The 22,363-nt window shown below is 31.8% G+C and carries 19 protein-coding genes; 10 read left to right on the top strand and 9 right to left on the bottom strand.

What is annotated here, in order from left to right; translation table 11 throughout:
• Nucleotides 1-35: 35 nt before the first annotated feature.
• From N4A42_RS05950 to N4A42_RS05920, 7 genes are all read right to left on the bottom strand, one after another.
• Nucleotides 36-659: a phosphoribosylanthranilate isomerase gene (locus N4A42_RS05950; RefSeq protein WP_294071317.1), complete on the bottom strand. Its 624-nt coding sequence runs from the start codon at nt 657-659 to the stop codon at nt 36-38.
• Nucleotides 656-1,441, bottom strand: a complete 786-nt coding sequence (trpC, locus tag N4A42_RS05945; RefSeq protein WP_294071314.1) for an indole-3-glycerol phosphate synthase TrpC — start codon at nt 1,439-1,441, stop codon at nt 656-658. The genes N4A42_RS05950 and trpC overlap by 4 nt, the downstream gene beginning before the upstream one ends.
• A gap of 70 nt (nt 1,442-1,511) precedes the next feature.
• Nucleotides 1,512-2,507 (bottom strand): anthranilate phosphoribosyltransferase, encoded by a 996-nt coding sequence (gene trpD, locus N4A42_RS05940; protein WP_294071311.1) that lies wholly within the window; start codon nt 2,505-2,507, stop codon nt 1,512-1,514.
• 79 nt (nt 2,508-2,586) lie between these two features.
• Complete coding sequence (locus N4A42_RS05935; protein WP_294071308.1) at nt 2,587-3,153, bottom strand: aminodeoxychorismate/anthranilate synthase component II; 567 nt, start codon at nt 3,151-3,153, stop codon at nt 2,587-2,589.
• A gap of 47 nt (nt 3,154-3,200) precedes the next feature.
• Nucleotides 3,201-4,601, bottom strand: a complete 1,401-nt coding sequence (locus N4A42_RS05930; protein ID WP_294071305.1) for an anthranilate synthase component I family protein — start codon at nt 4,599-4,601, stop codon at nt 3,201-3,203.
• A 338-nt stretch (nt 4,602-4,939) separates the two neighbouring features.
• Nucleotides 4,940-5,512 carry a YceI family protein gene (locus tag N4A42_RS05925; RefSeq protein ID WP_294071302.1) on the bottom strand — a complete coding sequence of 191 codons (573 nt, stop codon included), beginning with the start codon at nt 5,510-5,512 and terminating at the stop codon, nt 4,940-4,942.
• A 23-nt stretch (nt 5,513-5,535) separates the two neighbouring features.
• Entirely contained in the window at nt 5,536-5,988 is a 453-nt protein-coding gene (locus N4A42_RS05920; protein WP_294071299.1) for a MarR family transcriptional regulator, read from the bottom strand.
• A 120-nt stretch (nt 5,989-6,108) separates the two neighbouring features.
• Between N4A42_RS05920 and N4A42_RS05915 the strand changes: the two genes are divergently transcribed.
• From N4A42_RS05915 to N4A42_RS05895, 5 genes are all read left to right on the top strand, one after another.
• Nucleotides 6,109-6,642 (top strand): TlpA disulfide reductase family protein, encoded by a 534-nt coding sequence (locus N4A42_RS05915; RefSeq protein WP_294071296.1) that lies wholly within the window; start codon nt 6,109-6,111, stop codon nt 6,640-6,642.
• Nucleotides 6,643-6,709: 67 nt separating this feature from the next.
• Nucleotides 6,710-7,321 (top strand): thioredoxin family protein, encoded by a 612-nt coding sequence (locus tag N4A42_RS05910; protein ID WP_294071293.1) that lies wholly within the window; start codon nt 6,710-6,712, stop codon nt 7,319-7,321.
• Nucleotides 7,322-7,444: 123 nt separating this feature from the next.
• Nucleotides 7,445-7,759 (top strand): rhodanese-like domain-containing protein, encoded by a 315-nt coding sequence (locus tag N4A42_RS05905; RefSeq protein WP_294071290.1) that lies wholly within the window; start codon nt 7,445-7,447, stop codon nt 7,757-7,759.
• Nucleotides 7,760-7,800: 41 nt separating this feature from the next.
• A complete protein-coding gene (locus N4A42_RS05900; RefSeq protein ID WP_294071287.1) occupies nt 7,801-8,211 on the top strand; it encodes a rhodanese-like domain-containing protein in 411 nt (136 codons plus the stop codon).
• A 247-nt stretch (nt 8,212-8,458) separates the two neighbouring features.
• The gene (locus tag N4A42_RS05895) at nt 8,459-10,846 is read left to right on the top strand and encodes a thioredoxin family protein (protein ID WP_294071284.1); all 2,388 of its coding nucleotides are present in this window, start codon (nt 8,459-8,461) and stop codon (nt 10,844-10,846) included.
• Nucleotides 10,847-11,105: 259 nt separating this feature from the next.
• Here the strand turns inward: N4A42_RS05895 and N4A42_RS05890 are convergent, their stop codons facing one another.
• Complete coding sequence (locus tag N4A42_RS05890; RefSeq protein WP_294071281.1) at nt 11,106-12,449, bottom strand: HAMP domain-containing sensor histidine kinase; 1,344 nt, start codon at nt 12,447-12,449, stop codon at nt 11,106-11,108.
• Nucleotides 12,439-13,791: a sigma-54 dependent transcriptional regulator gene (locus tag N4A42_RS05885; protein ID WP_294071278.1), complete on the bottom strand. Its 1,353-nt coding sequence runs from the start codon at nt 13,789-13,791 to the stop codon at nt 12,439-12,441. The genes N4A42_RS05890 and N4A42_RS05885 overlap by 11 nt, the downstream gene beginning before the upstream one ends.
• A 196-nt stretch (nt 13,792-13,987) precedes the next feature.
• Between N4A42_RS05885 and N4A42_RS05880 the strand changes: the two genes are divergently transcribed.
• The 5 genes from N4A42_RS05880 to N4A42_RS05860 all read left to right on the top strand — a co-directional run.
• Entirely contained in the window at nt 13,988-15,238 is a 1,251-nt protein-coding gene (locus N4A42_RS05880; RefSeq protein WP_294071275.1) for an efflux RND transporter periplasmic adaptor subunit, read from the top strand.
• 29 nt (nt 15,239-15,267) lie between these two features.
• On the top strand, nt 15,268-15,945 hold the full coding sequence (locus N4A42_RS05875) for an ABC transporter ATP-binding protein (protein ID WP_294071386.1): 678 nt from the start codon (nt 15,268-15,270) through the stop codon (nt 15,943-15,945).
• Between the two features lie 160 nt (nt 15,946-16,105).
• Nucleotides 16,106-18,505, top strand: coding sequence for an ABC transporter permease (locus N4A42_RS05870; protein ID WP_294071272.1), 2,400 nt, complete (start codon nt 16,106-16,108; stop codon nt 18,503-18,505).
• A 61-nt stretch (nt 18,506-18,566) separates the two neighbouring features.
• Nucleotides 18,567-20,993 (top strand): ABC transporter permease, encoded by a 2,427-nt coding sequence (locus N4A42_RS05865; RefSeq protein WP_294071269.1) that lies wholly within the window; start codon nt 18,567-18,569, stop codon nt 20,991-20,993.
• A gap of 62 nt (nt 20,994-21,055) precedes the next feature.
• A partial coding sequence (locus N4A42_RS05860) for an ABC transporter permease (protein ID WP_294071266.1) occupies nt 21,056-22,363 on the top strand: 1,308 nt, incomplete at its 3' end.

Genomic DNA, 22,363 nt, shown 5'->3' with positions numbered 1-22,363 from the left:
TTATCTTTTACTTTCCAATACAATTCTTTTAAACTTCAAAAATCACTCGAAGTGATGTGTTTTTTAAATTTTTCTAATTCATCAATGTTTTTTAGTCCTGGTTTAATTTCAAATTTGCTATTTATGTCAATAGCATAGCAGTATTTAGATCCCTCCTTACTCAGGAATGATAAAATGCTTTCAATTTCGCTTAAACCAATTCCACCGCTCAAAAAGTAAGGTTTGGTTGATGGATAATCTTTTAAGATATCCCAATTAAAGGCATAGCCATTGCCACCTGGTAATTTTCCTTTGGTGTCAAAAAGAAAATAATCACAAACTTTTTCGTAGTCTTTTAATATTGAAAAATCAAATTCGTTTTTTATAGAAAAGACTTTGATGATTTCTTTTTTAGTGGATTTTAATAGTTTACAAGTTTCTGGTGATTCATTACCGTGTAATTGTATAATATCAAGATTGTATTTTTCAATTTTACGGGTAATGCTTTCAATTTTTTCATTTACAAAAACACCAACTTTCTTTATTGATTTTGATAACTTAGGAATTTCGCTTTCAAAATTTCTGGGTGAATTCTTATAAAAAATAAACCCAAAATAATCCGGTTGCAATGCTGCAACTTCATTTATGTTATGTTTTATGCCGCAGATTTTTAGTTTCATGTTTTTAAGGCGTTTATGAACTCTGTTGCACTTGCTCCTGGATTATCTGTTTTCATAAAGTTTTCTCCTATTAAAAATCCTTTATAACCCAAAAGCTGTAACTCTTTAATAGCATTAACAGAACTAATTCCACTCTCAGATACTTTTACAAAATCATCAGGTATTTGTTCACTTAATTGTTTTGATGTTTCTAGATTGACTTCAAAAGTTTTAAGGTTTCTGTTATTAACACCTATCATGTCTAAAGAAGGTATAATGGATTTTTGTAATTCTTCTTTGTTATGTACTTCTAACAACACATCTAGATGCAAACTTTTGGCTAGTTCTGAAAATTGTTTAATCTCATTTTTTGTTAAAATGGCTGCAATTAAAAGAATGGCATCTGCTCCATAAGATTTTGCTTCAATAATTTGATAAGAATCTATTATAAATTCTTTTCTTAAAAGGGGCAATTGACAACTGGCTCTAGCTAGTATTAAATCATCTAAAGATCCTCCAAAATATTTGCCGTTAGTTAAGATTGACATGCCACAAACACCAGCATTTTCATAACCTTTAGCCACATCTTGTACATTTAAACTTTGATTAATGATAGATTTTGATGGAGATTGTCTTTTATGTTCTGCAATGATGCCGCTTTCACTATTTTGAAGTGTTTTTGATAAAGAAATGGTTTCTCTTTTAAAAAGAACAGAAGATTCTAGTTGTTGAATAGGAATTAGAGATTTTTTTAAATCAACTTCTTTACGTTTATCACTTACTATTTTAGCTAAAATATTCATATTTATTTCCTGCGTAGGCAGGAATCTTTTTTAATTTATAATTAGATCCTGAATCAAGTTCAGGATGACACTACGTGTCACTTAACTCAATTAATTTATTGAAGCTTTCTTTTGCTTTACCGTTATAGAGCGATTCTTTGGCTAGTTCAAACCCTTCTTTATGAGAGATTTGTTTTGCAGTTGCTATAGCTAATCCTGCATTTGCACAAACCACATTGTTTTGAGCTTTGGTACCTTTTCCGTCTATTATTTTAGTAAATATTCGTGCTGACTTTCGTATAGTTTTACCTCCAAATAAGTCTGATTGCTCAATTTTGTTTATTTCAAAATCTTCAGGTTCAAATAATAATTCAGATGTGTTAGAAATAATTTTGGTTTTTCCTGTTAATGAAATTTCGTCGTAACCATCTAAAGTATGTACTATTGCGTAATTTTTGTTGGTTTCTTGATATAAGTAACCATATAATCTTAGTAATTCTAAATTGAATACACCGACCATTTGGTTTGTTGGAAAGGCAGGATTAACCAAAGGACCTAGCATATTAAAAAAGGTTTTCACACCTAGTTCTTTTCTAATTGGTGCTACTTTTTTCATAGCAGGATGAAATAGAGGAGCATGCAAAACACAAATGCCTGCTTCATCTATGCAGCGTTTTAAAAAATCAATGTTATTAGAAAACTTTATGCCTAAGTGTTCCATAACGTTTGATGATCCGCATGCTGATGAAACACCATAATTCCCATGCTTTGTAACATGAATACCTGCACCTGCTGTTACAAAAGATGCTATTGTAGAAATATTGAAAGTGTTTTTGCTATCTCCGCCTGTACCACATAAATCAATTGTATTATAACCTTCTAAATCTACAGGAATGCATAATTCTAAAAGTGCATCTCTAAACCCACGAAGTTCTTCTATGGTAATATTACGCATCATATAAACTGTTAGAAAAGAAGCGATTTGACTTTGATTGTATTTTCCGTTAGAAATATTAACTAAAACATTTTTGGCTTCTTCACTTGAGATGCTTTCTTGATTAATTAATCTATTTAATAATTCTTTCATTTTATGCTCGCTAAAGCGAGTAACTTTTTAATTTTACTTTGGTTAATAATGGGTTTCTGCCTTTGCAGTAATTGCAAAACTAGCTGTTCACCCAATTTTCTAAAATCTTTTTACCGTTGGGTGTTAATACAGATTCTGGATGATATTGTACACCTTTAACATCATAAACCTTATGCCTTAAAGACATTATTTGTCCGTTAGCATCTAATGATGTAGCTTCTAAACTGTCTGGTAAATTAGTACTCACCACCCAAGAATGGTAGCGACCAACTTTAAAGGTTTTATCTAAGCCTTTAAATAAGGTTTCATTATCTACACAAATAGTAACTTCAGTTGAAACACCATGATAAACCGATTTTAAATTTTCTAATGTACCTCCAAAAACCTCGCAAATAGCTTGTTGGCCTAAACAAACTCCTAATATACTTTTTGTAGGAGCGTATTTAGTAATTATAGCTTTAAGCAAGCCAGCTTCTTCTGGAATTCCTGGACCAGGTGACAGAACTATTTTATGAAAAGCATCAACTTCTTCAAGAGATAGTTTGTCGTTTCTTTTAACTGTGACATCGCAATCTAAATCCTCTAAATAATGAACTAGATTATAAGTGAAACTGTCGTAGTTGTCAATTACTAATACTTTTTTCATGCTCACTTCCCGCTAAAGAGGGATCCTTTTTTATTAAACTTCATTTTTTATAATTCTCTAGCTAATTCTATGGCTTTTGTTAAAGCACCTAATTTGTTATAGACTTCTTGCAATTCGCTTTCTGGATTTGATTGAGAGACTAATCCTGCTCCTGCTTGCCAAAAGAGTGTATGATTTTTACTCAAAAATGTTCTTATCATTATGGCATGGTTAAAATTGCCTTCAAAGTCCATAAAACCTATTGCACCTCCGTAATACGTTCTGCTTGTTTTTTCATATTTTTCAATGAGTTGCATAGCTTTATGTTTAGGCGCACCACTTAATGTGCCAGCTGGGAAAGTGTCTGCTACTACTTGCATAGTGTCTGTGTCTTTGTTTTTTATACCAGTTACTTTACTAACTAAATGGATTACATGAGAAAAGAATTGCACTTCTCTGTAATTCTCAATAGAAACATTAGAACCATTTCTGCTTAAATCATTTCTTGCTAAATCAACAAGCATTACGTGTTCACGATTTTCCTTATCATCTTCAATGAGTTGTTCTGCTAATTCTGCATCTTTTAAATCATTTCCTGTGCGTTTAAATGTGCCTGCTATGGGATGGATTTCTGCTTTTCTATCATTTACAATTAATTGTGCTTCAGGAGAACTACCGAAAATTTTAAAATTTCCGTAGTCAAAATAGAAAAGATATGGTGACGGATTAATACTTCGTAATGCTCTATAAACGTTGAATTCGTCTCCGCTAAATTGTTGTGAAAATTGTTTTGATAGTACTAATTGAAAAACATCACCTCTGGCACAATGCTTTTTTGCGAGCTCAACATGCTGTTTATATTCATCATCAGTTAAGTTAGATTGAATATCTCCTTTGCTGTTAAAGTTATAAGATGCGTATTGTCTGGTTTTAATTAATTGGAGTATCTCTTCAATATTATTTTCAGTATCAAAACAGTGCGCAAAAATATAGGCTTCGTTTTTAAAGTGATTTATAGCAATGATGTTTTGATAAACAGCATAGTAGACATCTGGAATGTCTATTGAATTATCTTTTTTAGATATTTCTATGTCTTCAAAATATTTAACAGCATCATACGCAGTATATCCAAAGATACCGTTGTTTATAAATTTAAATTCTTTGTTAGGTTCTACCTTAAAGCGTTGTGTGAATTTGTGGATTTCCTCTACGACACCAATCGTTTTTGCATAATTATTTTTGATACTGCCATCTGGATAAGTTTGAGATATTATCCCGTTTTTAACTGTGATTGATGCAATAGGGTTGCAACATATATAAGAGAAACTATTATCATTGGTGTGGTAATCACTACTCTCTAGTAAAATACTATTAGGAAATTTGTCTCTAATTTTCAGATAAATACTAACTGGTGTTATAGTGTCTGCAAGTATCTTTTTGTAATGTGTATATAGACTAAATGTTTTCATATTTACGTCACACTTTTAGGGTGTGGAATCTTTTAATTTTAATATTCTAAAATTAACACTTCAATTGTACTTAGAAAAGCTCAATACGGTTATTCAGAATAAAAAAAGGCTTGTCGTGAATGACAAGCCTTTTTTAATATTTTTACATACAAGGTTTATTTCACGAACATGAGTTTGAGAAATTCCACCACCAAGTATTATTTATTGTTTTTTTCATATTTAATTCAAATATAGAAATCCAAAGTTATAAATCAAATAAAAAATAAAAAAGACTGCCTATAAAAGACAGTCTCAGTTTTAATTAAGGGTTGCTATTAATCTTTCTTTTTCATTTAAGTTTAAAATTGTAAGTCTACCGTTAAATCAAATTCGTTATCAATGGCTTTGTCTTTTAGGTTGTCAAAAAAGCTAGAAGAGCCATATTTAATATCGTATTTTGTTCTATCTATTTTTAGGTTTGCAGTTGCTTTACTACCATTAATAGATATGTTAAATGTAACAGGATGTGTTTTTCCTTTTATGGTTAAATCGGCTGTAACCGAATAGGTGTTTTTTCCTTTAGATTCTGAATCAGTAATTTTTAGTGTTGATGTAGGATAGTTGTCTGTACCAAAAAAGTCGTCAGATTTAAGATGACCATCTAATTTTTTAGCATATTCACCTTTAATGTCTGTAGTGTTTATGCTAGTCATATCCATGGTAAAGTTACCGCCAATTAATTTATCGTCTTCTAGTTCTATAACGCCAGATTTCAAGTTAATTGTTCCTTCATGAGAACCTGTAACTTTATAACCTTTCCAAGTAACTTTACTTTTGCTTACATCTACTTTTTTTGATGTTTTTGATGTAAATGATACTAGAGCTAAAGCTAAAACTAGTATAAATGCAGATCTTAAAATATTCTTTTTCATAAGTATTAATTTTTGAGTTTTTGTTAAAATCTTAGTTTGTCTAAAAGCGTGTTTAATGTTTTTAGTTCTTCTAGACTTAAGTTTTTTGTTGTATTATCATTATTCTGATTGATTTTTGGATCTAATTCAGCTAATAATTCTAAACCTTTTTCTGTAATATAAATTTCAATTTTTCTTCTGTTAGTAGCGCATTGCTGACGTATAACTAATTCTTTAGAAACTAGTTTGTCTACAAGGCGTGTTGTGTTACTCATTTTGTTTAACATTCGCTCTTGTAAAGTGCTTAAATTGGCAGGATTTCCTTTTTGTCCTCTTAATATTCTTAAGACATTATATTGCTCAGCCGATAAATCATAATCTTTAAAAAAGTACATCGCTTTTTCTTTTAACCAATTATTGGTGTAAACTAGATTGATGATGGTTTTCTGACGCTCATCTAATTTTACAGTACTTTTTATATCTTCTTCTATCGACATTTGTCTATACAAATATTGTGTATACAAATATATAATTGATTTACTTTTGTACAAGCTTAGTTCGCTATAATTTTTTGTTAAATTTTTTAAGCCTAAGGTTTTGATTAATAAATTTATGAGATGAAGTATACTTTAATAATTGTGGTATTAGTTTTTTTATCTTGCAAAAATGAAACAAGTATTACTGGCGTGATTGGTGCTGAGGAAGTTACTAATAGTACACAATTAGATTACAAATTAGAGGTTTTTGATTATGATGGTTTAGAGCCATTAATTAACAAAGGTGATGATAAAGTCCATGTTGTTAATTTTTGGGCAACGTGGTGTGCTCCATGTGTAAAAGAATTACCTTATTTTGAAGAAATTAATAAAACTTATAAAAACAATAATGTAGAAGTATTATTGGTGAGTTTAGATTTTCCTAGAGATTACGATTCTAAACTAAAACCATTTATAAAGAAGCACAATTTACAATCTAAAATAGTTGCTTTTGATGATGTTAATCAAAATAGATGGATACCAGCTATAAATGAAAAATGGACGGGAGCTTTACCTGCAACCATCATTTATAATAAAAATAAACGCCAATTCTATGAGCGATCGTTTACAAAAGAGGAGTTAGAAACCGAACTAAAACAATTTTTAAGCCCATAATGACATTTGGAATATTTCATAAATAATTTTAATCATTTAAAACAAAACAATTCAAAAAATTCACATAATGAAAACTTTAAAATTACTCGCAGTAGTTGTATTAACATGTACACTATCTGCTTTTACAATTAAAACTGAAGGAAAAGGATATGAAATAGGCGATATAGCTACAGACTTTAGTTTAGAAAATATAGATGGCAATATGGTATCGCTTGCAGACTTTAAAGACGCTAAAGGGTTTATTGTTGTATTTACTTGCAATACTTGTCCTTATGCAGTAGCATACGAGGATAGAGTAGAGGCATTAAACAAAAAGTATGCAGATAAAGGGTATCCTGTAATTGCTATTATGCCTAATAATACAGATGTAAAACCTGGAGATAGTATGGAAGCTATGAAAGCTAGAGCAAAAGCTAAAGGTTTTACATTTCCTTATTTAATGGATGAAGGACAGAAAGTTTATCCACGATATGGAGCAACAAAAACACCACATGTATACATTTTAGAAAAAACTAAAAAAGGAAATGAAGTAAAGTATATTGGTGCCATAGATGATAACTATAAAGACGCTAGTGCTGTCAATGATAAATATGTAGAAAATGCTGTAGATGCGTTATTGCAAGGTAAGGAAGTTGAAGTAAATAGAACCAGAGCAATTGGTTGTTCTATAAAGGTCTAAAGCATAATTTATAACTATAACGACTAATTTTGTTAAAATTTAATCCGAAGTGTAACACTTCGGATTTTTTTTCGTCTATATCATAAGGAAATGTTAATTTTGTTTATAAACAAACTATAAAACGTGGATTTATTACAAAATGATTGGATAAAACAACTAGAGGAAGATAAGAACGCAGTTGTTTTAGATGTTAGAACTCAAGAAGAAATAGAATTAGGAGTAATACCTAACGCTATTCATATAGATATATATAAAGGTCAAGGTTTTATTTATGAAGTAGATAAGCTAGATAAAACCAAAAACTATTATGTATATTGTAAAGCTGGTGGACGAAGCGCACAAGCATGCGCTGTAATGAACCAGTTAGGATTTGAAAACACCTATAATTTAGTTGGCGGTTTTAGCCAATGGCAAGGTGAGGTTGTACTTATAGAATAAAAGAATAACTAAAAATATCCTGAATTTTTCAGGTCACAGGTATGAGAAAATTATTTATAATCAGTTGTTTTTTGTTAGTAGTGAGTTTTGGTACTAGTTGTATTGATAGTAAAATAGAAAATACAGGAGTAAAACTTGTAACTGCAGAAGAGATGCAATCTATCCTCGAGTTAGAGGATGTACAATTAGTAGATGTTCGTACTCCAAAAGAGTATAGTGAAGAGCGTATAGCTAATTCTCAAAATATAGACTATAACTCACCAACTTTTGATGAGGATATTACAAAATTAGATAAAACAAAACCTGTAATTCTGTATTGTAGACGAGGTAATAGAAGTGCCAAATGTGCAAAAAAACTAAAAGATGCAGGATTTGAAAAAATTTACGATTTAGAAGGAGGCATTTCAAAATGGCGACATTCTGATAAAATCGATATCGAAGTAAAGTCTTAAATTTATAAAACCGAACAATTTTGTTCGGTTTTTTTATGTTCTGTTTATTAGCGTTATAAATTTCAAGATATAGAAAAAATAGATCTATTTTAACCTCTCAAAGTAAACGATCTTACGTTTTACTTTGTAACAATTGTGATATTATATAAAATCACTATAAATAATTCCTAAGGTTTTTATAAATTAGACGACTTTTAAAAAATAATAAAATCGCAATTTTGATTTTTTGCGCATTAATATTTTGTATATGTCTATAAAAAAAGCCCTCCTATACTGCTTTTTAGCATTTTGTTTTTCATTTAATCTATCTGCCCAAGTTTTTGAACCTGTAAAATGGGAAACTAGTGTAGAAAAAATTTCAGATAATGAGTACGATTTAATTTCTAGTGCTACAATTGATAGTGGTTGGCATTTATATTCTCAAGAAGTGCCAGAAGGTGGTCCAATACCTACCTCGTTTTCTTATAAAGAAGATTCAGCTTATCAAAAAGATGGGAAAACACAAGAAGAAGAAGGTCATGTTGTTGATGATCCGGTTTTTGAAATGAAGATTAAATTCTTTGAAAATAAGACTGAATTTAGACAGCGTATCAAAGTATTAAATAAAGAACTGTCTATTGTAGAAGGTGAGGTTGGATTTATGGTTTGTGATGATGAAAAGTGTCTTCCACCAACTTATGTAGACCTAAAATTTAACCTTGAACAAGCAAAGTCTAATCAATTGTCTTTTGGTGAAAATGAAGATAATTCTACTTCAGGTATTTTAGAGCCAGTTAAATGGAAAACCTCAGTAGAGAAAGTTTCAGATACAGAATATATTTTAGTTTCAACTGCTAATATTGATGATAATTGGAAACTGTATTCACAAACAGTTCCGGAAGGTGGTCCAATTGCAACTTCGTTTGATTATACTGTTAAAGATGGAGTTAAGTTAATAGGTGAAACTATCGAAGCGGAGGGAAAAGAAGTAATGGACAAAGTTTTTGAATTAAAGATTAAATTCTTCAAAAAGTCCACTGTTTTTAAGCAAAAAATAGAAGTTACTGATAAGAATATAAAAAACATTAAAGCCGAAGTAGGCTTTATGGCATGTGATGATAAGCAATGTTTAGCGCCAAGTTTTTTAGATTTAGATTATGACTTAACAAAAGCTGTAAAAGGCTCAGATATTAAAACCAAAAAAGATAAAGGAGCCACTAAAGGCTTATGGTCTATTTTTTTAGTAGCGTTTTTATCAGGTTTTGTTGCGTTATTAACGCCTTGTGTGTTTCCTATGATACCAATGACTGTAAGCTTCTTTATTAAGCAAAGTAAATCTAAAACTAAAGGCATTAGAAATGCTGTTATTTATGGATTATCTATCATTGTTATTTATGTTCTGTTAGGAACAATTATAACTGCAATATTTGGTGCAGATGCATTGAATGCGCTAGCAACTAATGTTTGGTTTAACCTTATTTTCTTTTTATTGTTAGTTGTTTTTGCAATTTCATTTTTAGGAGCATTTGAGATTGTTTTACCAAATTCATGGGCTAATAAAGCAGATAGACAAGCCGATAGAGGAGGTCTTGTAGGTATATTTTTTATGGCACTTGCATTAGCTATAGTGTCTTTTTCTTGTACAGGGCCAATAGTTGGAACAATTCTAGTTGAAGCAGCTTCAAAAGGTGGTGTTGCACCAGTTATAGGTATGTTAGGATTTTCTACAGCAATAGCACTTCCATTTGCTTTATTTGCAGCTTTCCCAGGATGGTTAAATTCGTTGCCTAAATCTGGTGGTTGGTTAAATACAGTTAAGGTCGTATTAGGGTTTTTAGAGTTAGCTTTAGCTTTTAAATTTTTATCTCAAGCAGATTTAGTATTACAATTACATTGGTTAGAGCGCGAAGTGTTTTTAGCTATTTGGATAGCTATTTTTGGTGCATTGTCTTTATATCTTTTTGGAAAAATTCAATTACCACACGATTCGCCTTTAAAGCATATTTCAGTTGGTAGATTATTATTAGGTCTATTAACCTTATCGTTTACAGTATATATGATTCCTGGTCTTTGGGGAGCACCTTTAAATATTATTAGTGCTTTTCCACCACCAATAGATTATAGTGAATCTCCTTATGGTGTAGGAAACTCAAAAGGTGGTAGTGCTGGTTCTGTCCACGCTGAAGATTTACCAGATGGCGCACACCTTTTAGCACCTCATGATATTTTAGCATTTAATGATTATGAAAAAGGTTTAGCGTATGCAAAAGAAGTAGGAAAACCTGTTATGTTAGATTTTACTGGCTGGGCTTGTGTAAATTGTCGTAAAATGGAACAAAACGTATGGGTTAAACCTAAAATATTATCTAAGTTGAAAAACGATGTAGTTTTAATCTCTTTATATGTAGATGAGCAGATAAAGTTTCCTGAAGGACAAGCGCCAGATTCAAAATTGAAGCCTGGGAAAAAACTAAGAAATGTTGGTCAGAAATGGAGTGAGATGCAAACCATTAGGTACAAAACTAATACCCAACCTTATTACGTGCTTATGGATCATAATGAGGAAAATATAATTGATCCGGTTGGTTACACTCCAGATGTTGAAGAGTATAATAATTGGCTTAAAACAGGTATAGATAATTTTAAGAAAGACTAAATTCTAAAATAGACACTTTCAAAAGAAATTTTATAACACCAATTATAGGTTGTGAATTGAGCTTAACTAATAGGTGGGAGCTATATATTGTTGTGCTCTAAATGGTTCTTTGGGCATCATTTATAGGGTTATATTATTGGTTTAATCATGCTGTTTTTTTCTTAGTTTGTTGTGTGTGGTTTTAGCGTTTTCTTTAAATGTAGTAACCATAAAAGAGCTTGTGAATTATGGTATAAGAAAACTAAAAATTGAACAGAAGCTAAAAAACAAGACTAAATACAGTGCCTTCTCCTTCTATACTTTTTACGATAATTCTTCCTTTGTGAAGTAGCATAATTTGTTTACAAAGACTTAGTCCAATTCCACTACCAGTAGCTTTACTCGTAAAGAATGGAACAAATATATTCTCAAGAATGTCTTGTGGTATGCCTGTACCGTTATCATAGACTTTAATAACAATATCTCTGTTTGAGTTTTGAGTAGCAATGACTTTAATCTCTGGGTTTTCACTGTTTTTACATGCGTCAACGGCATTAAGTATTAAGTTGATTAAAACTTGTTCAATGAGATGTGTGTCTATATCTAACTCTAATTTTGGTCCAGAAATCTTAAATTCAATATTAATATGCTTTGCCTCAATTGAAGGCGCCATCAATAATTGAATATTATTAAATAGTTCTGATATTCTAACTCGTTGTAGGTTAAGATTGGTGACTTTGCTTAAGCTACGATAGGTTTTAGCGAATTTCAATAAACCTTCGCTTCGATTTTTTATGGTTTTAATTCCTGCATTTAAATCTTCTAATTCTAATGAATTTTCCTTTGGTTGTTCTATTGCTAATTGTAAATTGAATTGCAAAGTATCTGCTAAAGACGAAATTGGAGCAATGGAATTCATAATTTCATGAGTCATAACACTCAATAATTTTTTCCAAGATTCAGACTCATTTTTATTCAAGGTGTTATCAATATCTTGTATAACAACTAGTTTAAATGCATCTTCATCTACTTGAAAAACAGTGTCAGATATTAAGATTTTAATGCTCTCATTTTGCAGTGAAATGGATATAGAATTAGGTTCTCTATGATAGGTTTCAAAAACTGTATTAAACAACTCCGGTTTTCTGCTTTCAACAAAGCGGATGTTTTTAAATGATGGTAAATCTAATATATCACTAAAAGAATCATTGGACCATAGAACATCTCCCGTCTCTAGATTATAGGCAATAATGCCTATATCTACCATTTCTAGAATTTTTTGAAGATAAACATATTGGGCTTCATTTTTAGAATTAATTTCTTTTATGGTTCTATTAATTTCATTAAATCCTGCATATAAAAACCGAATATCCTTAGGGCCTCTGTCCTCTGGAAACCATCTCGAAAAATCACGATATTTCACGGCTTCAAAAAAGTCATCCATGGCTACAAAACGGCGTTTTACAAAAGTGTAAGTGTTTGCAATAAGATAAAGTAAGGCTAGACATGTTAGGACTACATAAATGATGTAATCTTTATAAATACAATACGTTAAACCTAAAATTGTACTAGTAATTAGTAAAATTCTAAAAAGTAGTCTAAAGATGTAACCTTTAAAGTTCATGCTTCTCTAGTCGTCTATAAAGTGCAGCTCTTGTGATACCTAATTCTTTTGCAGATTTAGAGACATTTCCTTTATGTTTTTCTAATACAGTGAGTATAGCATTTTTTTCAATGTCATCTAAGTTCATGCTTGTAGTCTCTATGCTTTTTGTTGCCGTAGATCTTTCAATAGATGAAAAGACTAAATCTTCAGGTTTCAACATATTGCCATCTGTCATAATTACGGCGCGTTCTAAAGCATATTGTAATTCTCTAACATTTCCTGGGAAGTCATGTTGTTTCAATTTTGAAATAAAACCAGTATCGAAAGAGAAGTTAGTTTTATTATATTTTTCAGCATAAAGTGCAACAAAATGATGAGCTAGTTCTGTGATATCTGTTCCGCGATTACGAAGAGGTGGTACAATGATATCAACCGTATTAATTCTGTAAATTAAATCTTTTCTAAATCGCTTTTCATCGGCCAAAACTTTAGGGTTTTCATTAGTAGCACAGATTAATCGTATGTCAATTGGAATAGAAGTATTAGAGCCAAGAGGAGTAACCTGTCTGTTTTGTAGAACTGTTAATAACCTAGCTTGTTGAGCTAAAGTAATATTACCAATCTCATCTAAAAATAATGTGCCACCATTAGCAGCTTCAAAACGTCCTTTTCTGTCTTCGCGAGCATCGGTAAAAGCACCTTTTTTGTATCCAAAAAGTTCGCTCTCAAACAGTGAAGATGTCAACGCTCCCACATCAACTTTTATAAAAGGTTTGTTTTTTCTATTTGAGTTATCATGAAGTGCTCTAGCTATTAAGTCTTTACCAGTTCCATTTTCGCCAAGTATAAGAACATTGGCATCTGTAGGTGCTACTTTTTTTAATTTTACAAAAACATCGTTCATCACATCACTGTTGCCAATAATTTCTACACTACTAGAGTTTATAGTTTCTTTTTTAGTGGATCTAGACGTTTTACTTTTTAAGATGGTAGATGTAGTTTCGAGAATCTTATCATTTTTCCAAGGTTTCATTAAGAAATCAGATGCTCCTTCTTTAAGACCTTTTATTGCTAAATCTATATCTGCATAGGCGGTCATAAGAATAACCGCTATTTCGGGATTTAGTTTTTTAATTTTATTCAACCAAAAAATACCTTCATTACCAGTATTAACAAGTCCATTAAAATTCATATCTAGAATTATAATGTCAAAGTTATTACGCTCAATAAGCGAAATAATATTATTAGGATTTTTTTCGGTGATTACTTCCTTAACTTGAGGCTTAAGAAGTAAGCGCAATGCAGTAAGTACGTCTGCATCATCATCAACAACTAATATGCTAGCATTTTTTAAAACCATCTATACAATATTACGATATATAGACTGCTTATGAAAATAATTTTTTTGGTCTTTTAAGAGTGTACATATTCGAACATAAAGTGTATCAAAAACGGACACTTTTGTTTTTATAAGTAAATTTTAAATCACTGATTGTTAGTGATTTGTTTTTTTGGCATCATCTTCACTATATAATAAGTGTCATAAAAAAATAAAAATGGACGTACCAATTCAAAAGAAAAAATTCTCAAGTAAAAAGCTAGGGCTTATAGCTGGTATTTTGGCAATTATTGCATTGATTACTTATGTAATTGTAAATACATCAGGTGGCTCTAAATTGAATGTAGAAAAAGAACGTATTTCTATCCATACCGTAGCAAAAGATATTTTTCAAGAAAATATTCCTGTGAATGGAATAGTACTTCCTATTACTACTATTTATTTAGATGCTTTAGAAGGCGGTCGTGTAGAAGAAAAATTTGTAGAAGATGGTGCTATGATGAAAAAGGGTGAACCAATTTTGCGTTTATCCAATACAGATTTAGAATTAAGTTTAGTTAATCAAGAAACTTCAGTTTATAATCTATTGACTCAAATGCAGATTTCGCAAAATGCCGCACGTCAAAATACAATTAATAGACAAAACCAATTTACTGATGTAGAGAATAGTTTAATAGAAGCTGAACGTGTATACAATCTGAATAAACGCTTATATGATAAAGGAGCGATTGGTAGAATGGATTACGAATCTTCTAAGAATAATTTTGATTATCAAAAAGAACGTATGAAGCTTGCTAAGCAAGTGCTTTCAGAAGATTCAATTTCTTCTAGACTTGAAATTAATCAAGCTAAGAGTTCATACGCCAGAACGCAAAGTGCTTTAGAGTTAATGCGCAAAAAGGTAGGTGATCTTGTAGTGCGTGCACCAATAGATGGTCAATTAACATCCTTAGATGCTGAGATTGGACAATCTATTACTAAAGGAACTCGATTAGGTCAGGTAGATGTTACAAGTGCTTATAAAGTAAGAGTAGATATTGATGAGCACTACATCTCTAGAATATACAATGGACAAACAGGAACTTTTAAACTTAATAATAAAACATACACATTAGTGATAAAGAAAGTGTTTACGCAAGTCAATAATGGACGTTTTCAAGTAGATATGAAATTTGAAGGTGAAGTTCCAGAAGGCATTAGAAGAGGGCAAAATTTACAAATACGTGTAGCTTTAAGTGCAGAGAAAGAAGCCTTATTAGTAGCCAAAGGAGGATTTTTTCAAAAAACAGGTGGTAACTGGATGTATAAAATAAGTGAAGACGGAAACACTGCTTATAAAGTAAATGTAAGGTTAGGAAGTCAAAACACAGAATATTATGAAGTTCTTGAAGGCTTAAATCCAGGAGATAAAGTCGTTACATCTAGCTACGACTCTTTTGGTGATGTTGAAGAACTAATATTGAAATAACAGAGACAATCAATTAAAAAATGAATACAATGATACAAATTACCGATTTAGAGAAGTTTTACAAAACTGAAGAGGTTCAGACCATAGCGCTCAACAAATTATCTTTTGATGTAAAGGAAGGTGAATTTGTTGCCATCATGGGGCCATCAGGCTGTGGTAAATCTACACTGCTAAATATTTTGGGGCTCTTAGATGATCCTGATGGTGGTAGCTTTATGTTTAACGGAACGGAGGTTGCTGGTTATAACGAACGCAAGCGTTCAGAATTACGCAAACACAACATAGGTTTTGTGTTTCAAAGTTTTAATCTTATCGATGAGCTTACTGTTTTCGAAAATGTTGAGCTACCATTAATCTATACAGGTGTAAAACCAGCTGAGCGAAAAAATAAAGTTGAAGCTGTGTTAGAAAAAATGCAAATAATGCATCGTAGAAACCATTTTCCACAGCAATTATCTGGAGGTCAACAACAGCGTGTAGCCGTAGCAAGAGCAGTTGTTAATAATCCTAAATTAATCTTAGCTGATGAACCAACAGGAAACTTAGACAGTACAAATGGAAATGAGGTTATGGATTTGCTTATAGATCTTAATGAAGCAGGTACAACAATCATTATGGTAACGCATAGTGAGCATGATGCTAAGTATAGTCATCGCATTATTAGAATGTTAGATGGTCAAAAAGTTACAGAAAACATTTTAGCATAAAAATGATCATCAATCAAAATCAATCAGTTAGGTGAATGCACTTCAGTATTATTTTCCAGCTAATCGGTTAAAATATACTGAAGTGTTGCAGCCACAACAATTCACTTTCGCTAAAACTTTGGTGAATAAATCAAAAAACGGACAGTAATTTAAAGAAACCATGCTCAAAAATTATTTCAAAATAGCATTTAGAAACCTACTTAAAAATAAGGTGTATTCATTTATTAATATTTCTGGATTAGCTATTGGGATGGCTGCGACCATGCTTATTGGGCTTTGGATTTACGACGAGCTTAGCTACAATAGTTATTTTGAAGATAAGGATACAACGGCCATTATCTATCAGCATCAAACTTGGAATGGTGATATTGGTACTGGTCCAGCAATCCCAAGGCCTTTAGAGTTTGCATTGCGTGAGCAGTATGCCGATAATTTTAAACACATTGTAATGTCGTCATGGGAGCAACCTAGATATTTAAAATTTGGTGAAACTAATATTTATACGACTGGTTACGCCATGCAAAAAGGTGCGCCAGATTTATGGAATTTAGAAATTATTGAAGGTGTTAAGAATGGTTTGGATGATATGAATTCGATAATGATATCTGAGTCTACATCTAAGGCACTATTTAATTCTGAAAATGCCATTGGTAAAACAATAAAAGTTAACAATGCACATGATTTAATTGTTTCAGGCATATACAAGGATATTCCAGAAGGCAATTTTTTTAGTGCTATGGAATTTATTATGTCTTGGGAATTCTATATAACAACACAAGATTGGGTAAGAAATGCTAGAGACCAATGGGATAATAATTCTTTTCAGCTTTTTGTGCAGATTAATGAGAATACCACAATGGATGCGGTAACGTCTAAGATTGTTGATGTTAAAAAAATAAACGCGCCCGGTTTGGTAGAATACAATCCTGAAATGTTCTTGCTTCCTATGAAAGATTGGTATTTGCGAAATAGTTATGAAAATGGTGTACAGTCTGGAGGACGTATTGAAAATGTATGGCTTTTTGGAGTTATAGGCACTTTTATTTTATTACTAGCTTGTATCAACTTCATAAATTTAAGTACAGCACGTTCCGAAAAGCGTGCCACGGAAGTAGGGATTAGAAAATCAATTGGCTCTCAACGTGGGCAACTTATATTTCAATTTTTAACAGAGTCATTCCTAATCGTAGTATTGGCGTTTATTCTAGCAGTTTGTATTGTACTTGTAAGTTTAAATGGGTTCAATAATCTAGCTAGTAAGTCTATCATTTTTCCTTGGACAAATGTTGGGTTTTGGTTGTTTTCATTACTATTCATATTAATTACTGCATTTCTGTCGGGAAGTTATCCTGCTTTGTACTTGTCATCCTTTAATCCAGTTGCAGTCTTAAAGGGTACGTTTAAAGCAGGTCGTTATTCGTCTTTGCCAAGAAAAATTCTTGTGGTAACACAATTTACGGTTTCCATAGCCTTAATTATTGGCACTTTGGTAGTTATGAATCAGATTCAATTTAGTAAGGATAGACCAACTGGATATGATAAAAAGGGCTTAATTCAAATTCCTGTGATGAGCTCTGAGTTTGATGGTAAGCAAGAAACGATGCGAAACCAGTTTTTGGCTTCTGGTGGTGCGGTTAGTATGACAACCATGAGTAGTCCAACAACAAGTGTATGGTCTAATCGCAGTGGTTATACTTGGGAAGGAAAGCCAGAAGGGCTTCAGGAAGATTTAGCGTATACATCTGTGAGTTATGATTTTGTAAAAACACTAGGACTAAGACTTATTGAAGGTCGTGGTTTTTCGCGAGAATTTGCTACAGATTCTAATGCAGTTATTCTTAATAAAACAGCTCTTAAGCACATGGGTATTCAAAATCCAATAGGAAAATATATAAAATCTAGTGATGTAGAAGAGGACTTCGTGCCAATGAAAATCATTGGTGTTATTGATGACATGATTGTACAATCACCTTATGAACCTGTTAAGCAAGCTATGTATGAATTTGATAGATTTGGTAATATCTCATTCTACAACTTAAGACTTAATCCTCAAAAAAGCACTAGTGAAAGCTTATCGCTTATTGAAAGTGTTTTTAAAAAGAATTTTCCAGATACACCTTTTGATTATCAATTTGTTGATGAAGAATATGGTAGGAAATTTAGAGCAGAAGAACGTATTGCTAGCTTGGCAAGAGTGTTTACGATCTTGGCCATTTTTATAAGTTGTTTAGGATTGTTTGGTCTGGCATCTTATGTGGCAGAACAGCGTACAAAAGAAATAGGTGTTAGAAAAGTATTAGGTGCTTCTATTAGTCAGTTATGGTTGTTGTTATCCAAAGACTTTATTGCGTTGGTAACCATTGCACTTCTGGTAGCGTCACCTATTGCTTATTATGTTATGAGCCAATGGTTACAGAAATTTACTTATAGAACTTCTGTAGGTTGGGATGTGTTTGCCATTGCTTGTTTTGGTGCATTAATCATCACCTTAATAACGGTTAGTTTTCAGGCTATAAAGGCAGCAACAGCAAATCCTGTGAAATCATTACGTACGGAATAGGGATGAAGCTGAAGACGAAGATGATACCGAAATCGAACTTAAAAATTAACAATCGTAAATCATGATTAGAAATTATTTTAAAATAGCAATAAGGAATCTATTACGAAACAAAGGCTTAACCTTTATTAATCTAGTTGGATTGTCAACCGGTTTTGCTATTACCTTACTCATTGTGCTTTATGTTCAGTTTGAAAAAAGTTATGAAGCTGAAAATCCAAAAGCCAATAATGTTGTAAGACTTACTTTAAATTATTTAACAGGAAATACGGTCACTACAGAAGATTGTGAAGTGTATCCATCTGTTGGGCCAAGAATTAAAGATGAACTTTCTGAAGTTGAAAAATACACGAGAGCTTATGCTATAGGTGAGCCTTATTCACCGATTCAAGTTGGTGAAAAGGAATTTCTTATGAAAGAACTTTATGCTGTTGATGCCGATTTTTTTGACATGTTTAATTATAAATTAATACATGGTAATGCAACCAACTTATTTCAAAAACCAAATGAAGCAGTTGTTACCGAGTCTCTAGCACTTAAGTATTTTAATCGTACAGATGTGGTTGGTGAAGTATTAAAGTCTTCAAAAGCAGGAGGTACTATTCTATATAATATTGTCGGCGTTACACATGATAGTCCACCAAATACACATCTTAAATTTGATATGCTTATTTCGTATTCAACGATGTATGCAGATCCACAGATGGTGAGCAGACATGGTGAACGTAAAGATAATTGGAGCAACAATAACTCTTACATGTACGTACAGCTTGCTGAAGGAGCTAAGTATAAAAATTTTGAAAGTTCATTACACGCTTTTAACAAACGCTTAATCGCTGAAGAAAAAATTGAAAGCGAAGCCATTGTTGGTCAAAAAATAACAGATATTCATTTGTATTCGCATAAAACTTTTGAGCCAGAAACCAATGGTGATGCCAATGCTGTATTCTTTCTTTTTGTAGTTTCTATTTTAATTATAGTTAGTGCTTTTGTCAATTATATAAATCTAACTACAGCAAAAGCTTTAGATAGAGCTAAAGAAGTTGGTGTAAAGAAAGTGTTGGGCTCAACAAAATCGCAGTTGCGCTTACAATTTTTGGTAGAATCTTTAGTCTTAAATAGTATTGCTGCTGGTATTGCAATTGGTATTGTTGCTATGGTAAAATCTAATTTTATCGGCTTGTCTGGACTTCCTGAACAGTTTGCAATATTTAAAAGTGTTTCTTTTTGGTTGTTACTGCTTTTATTTGTGATTTTAGGCGGATTACTTTCAGGATTTTATCCAGCTTTTGTGTTATCATCATTTAAGACTTCGACCGTTCTTAAAGGAGATTTTTCACATTCCTTAAAAGGCAATCTCTTACGAAAAGGCTTAGTGGTATTTCAATTTGCTATTACCATTATTTTATTGATTCAAACGTTTACAGTAAATCAACAGCTCGATTTTATACGAGATCTAGATAAAGGTATTAATGTTGAAAACAGTATTGTAATTGAATCACCAGCTAAAAATGCTACAGCAAATTATTCAGCATTTAAACAAAAATTAGTAGCTAATTCTAATGTGAAAACAGTGTCTTTATCGCACACTGTACCTGGTTTACCTTCTAGTGCACTTACAACAACAGCCGATATTCATATCACAGGAACAACACCAGATAAATACCACAATTTTTATCTCACTTTTGTGGATAATGATTATGTGCCATTGTTGAATTTAGAGTTACTTTCTGGCGCTAATTTTGATGAAAATTCAACACCTCAAAAATCTGAAGTACTTGTTAATAAAGAAGCCTTAAGCCGTTGGAATATTACAAACACAGATGAAGCTATTGGTAAAAAGCTAGCATTTTGGGGCAATGAATGGACGATTAAAGGTGTAGTTAATGATTACCACCAGTTATCGCCAAAATCACCAATGCTACCAATGATTCATATTTTTAGTAACACCTTTAGAAGTTTAGCTTCTGTACAATTTACTAGTGGTTCGCCTCAAGACAATTTAGCTTTTGTAGAGCAAATTTTTGCTGAGGTGTATCCTGGTGCAGCATTTTCATCATTTTTTATGGATCAAGAATATGACAATCAATATAAGATAGAAGACCGTTTTAAAAGTGTATTCATGATTCTTACTATAATTTCTATCCTTATTGCTTGTTTAGGCTTGTTAGGATTAGCATCATTTGCAGTAGCCAAAAGACAAAAAGAAATTGGTATACGAAAAGTTGTTGGTGCAAGTACTACAGCCATACTCATATTACTTTCCAGAGACTTTGTAAAAACAGTATTAATCTCAGTGCTCATTAGTGTGCCAATTACATATTTATTGGTTAACAAATGGCTCAACAACTTTGCTAATAAGATTGATGTTAATGTTTGGTTGTTTGTGTTTCCTATTTTGGTGGTATTTGCAATGGTATTACTATCTATTAGTTATAAAACTATAAAATCTGCTATTGCTAATCCTGTAAAATCATTACGAGCTGAATAGGATTGAGAACGAAGATGAAATTATAATTGAACTTGAAAATCATCAATCATAAATCGTTAATCATGATTAAAAATTATTTCAAAATAGCATGGAGAAACCTTATGAAAAACAAGGCGTTTTCTCTAATAAATATCATTGGAATCACTATTGGTTTAAGTGCATCGTTTGTAATGGGTTTAATGATTTATTACGATTATACTTTTGATAATTTTCATAAAGATGGAGAACGCATTTATAGAGTGGTTACGGATTTTGATGAGCCAGATGGTATGTACCATAATTCAGGTGTAACCTTAGCGCTCGAAAATGCAATAAAAGATAATACCAATTTTGAAGTTATAAGTGGGTTTTATATAGAACGGCCTTCAAAAGTTGAGAATCTTGAAGATGCTACGGTTTTTAAATGGCCTAGTCAAGTCATCTATACTGATCCTGAGTATTTTGAAATGTTTAATTATAATTTCATTGCTGGTGATGCTATTTTAGCACTTTCAAAACCTAATACAGTTGTATTAACAACTACAAGAGCAAAACTATATTTTCCAAAATTAGAGCCTACAGAAATTATTGGAAAATCACTCATGTATAACGATTCCATACCTATCAAAGTAACTGGAGTTGTAGAGCATCTAAAAGGACGAACAGATTTTGTGTTTCAGGAATTTATTTCTAGACCAACCTTGCTTCAAACATCAATGCGTGAGCAAATTTTAGAACAAAATTGGAATGCTACAAATTCTAACTCGCAATTGTATGTGAAAACAACTGCTAATGCCAATTTTGAGCAAATTCAAACAGCCTTAGATGCATTGGCAGAGGCACATTTAGATGAAGAATCTAAAGCTTATGGTGAAACACGACAATTTACGCTACAACCGTTAAGCGATATTCATTTTAATGAAAAATATGGTATTTACGATTGGGATCGTGGACAAGCTAGTAAAGCATTACTAAGAAATTTAGCGCTTATCGCTGGGTTTTTATTGCTTTTAGGTTGCATTAATTTTATTAATTTAAATACGGCTCAAGCTACACAACGTGCCAAAGAAATTGGAATTAGAAAAACCTTAGGAAGTTCTAGAAAGCAATTAATTGCTCAATTTTTAGGCGAAACCTTTTTGTTAGTTATTGTAGCAGCTATAATATCTTTAGGCTTAGCGCAATGGTTAATACAATCTGCGTTTGTAGATTTTGTGCCACAAGATTTAAGTATTCAGTTGTTAAGTGAACCTATTGTTATTGTTGGTGTGGTAGTGTTACTTCTGGCAGTAACTTTTCTCTCTGGGTATTATCCTGCCATAATTTTGTCTAAGCTAAATACAGTTTTAGTATTAAAAAATCATTTGGCTGTTGGCGAAAACAAAGTCGGT

Source organism: Winogradskyella sp. (assembly GCF_025210595.1).
Taxonomy (GTDB): Bacteria; Bacteroidota; Bacteroidia; order Flavobacteriales; family Flavobacteriaceae; genus Winogradskyella.
Note: the sequence above shows the minus strand (reverse complement) of the source record. Positions and strands in the feature narration are given on the sequence as shown.

Coding starts and splice junctions, on each gene's coding strand:
- N4A42_RS05900 (WP_294071287.1), top strand. CDS start 7,801: ATGAGAAAATTATTTATAATCAGTTGTTTTTTGTTAGTAGTGAGTTTT.
- N4A42_RS05880 (WP_294071275.1), top strand. CDS start 13,988: ATGGACGTACCAATTCAAAAGAAAAAATTCTCAAGTAAAAAGCTAGGG.
- N4A42_RS05925 (WP_294071302.1), bottom strand. CDS start 5,512: ATGAAAAAGAATATTTTAAGATCTGCATTTATACTAGTTTTAGCTTTA.
- N4A42_RS05930 (WP_294071305.1), bottom strand. CDS start 4,601: ATGAAAACATTTAGTCTATATACACATTACAAAAAGATACTTGCAGAC.
- N4A42_RS05890 (WP_294071281.1), bottom strand. CDS start 12,449: ATGAACTTTAAAGGTTACATCTTTAGACTACTTTTTAGAATTTTACTA.
- N4A42_RS05935 (WP_294071308.1), bottom strand. CDS start 3,153: ATGAAAAAAGTATTAGTAATTGACAACTACGACAGTTTCACTTATAAT.
- N4A42_RS05950 (WP_294071317.1), bottom strand. CDS start 659: ATGAAACTAAAAATCTGCGGCATAAAACATAACATAAATGAAGTTGCA.
- N4A42_RS05865 (WP_294071269.1), top strand. CDS start 18,567: ATGATTAGAAATTATTTTAAAATAGCAATAAGGAATCTATTACGAAAC.
- trpD (WP_294071311.1), bottom strand. CDS start 2,507: ATGAAAGAATTATTAAATAGATTAATTAATCAAGAAAGCATCTCAAGT.
- N4A42_RS05895 (WP_294071284.1), top strand. CDS start 8,459: ATGTCTATAAAAAAAGCCCTCCTATACTGCTTTTTAGCATTTTGTTTT.
- N4A42_RS05870 (WP_294071272.1), top strand. CDS start 16,106: ATGCTCAAAAATTATTTCAAAATAGCATTTAGAAACCTACTTAAAAAT.
- N4A42_RS05875 (WP_294071386.1), top strand. CDS start 15,268: ATGATACAAATTACCGATTTAGAGAAGTTTTACAAAACTGAAGAGGTT.
- N4A42_RS05885 (WP_294071278.1), bottom strand. CDS start 13,791: ATGGTTTTAAAAAATGCTAGCATATTAGTTGTTGATGATGATGCAGAC.
- trpC (WP_294071314.1), bottom strand. CDS start 1,441: ATGAATATTTTAGCTAAAATAGTAAGTGATAAACGTAAAGAAGTTGAT.
- N4A42_RS05920 (WP_294071299.1), bottom strand. CDS start 5,988: ATGTCGATAGAAGAAGATATAAAAAGTACTGTAAAATTAGATGAGCGT.
- N4A42_RS05915 (WP_294071296.1), top strand. CDS start 6,109: ATGAAGTATACTTTAATAATTGTGGTATTAGTTTTTTTATCTTGCAAA.
- N4A42_RS05910 (WP_294071293.1), top strand. CDS start 6,710: ATGAAAACTTTAAAATTACTCGCAGTAGTTGTATTAACATGTACACTA.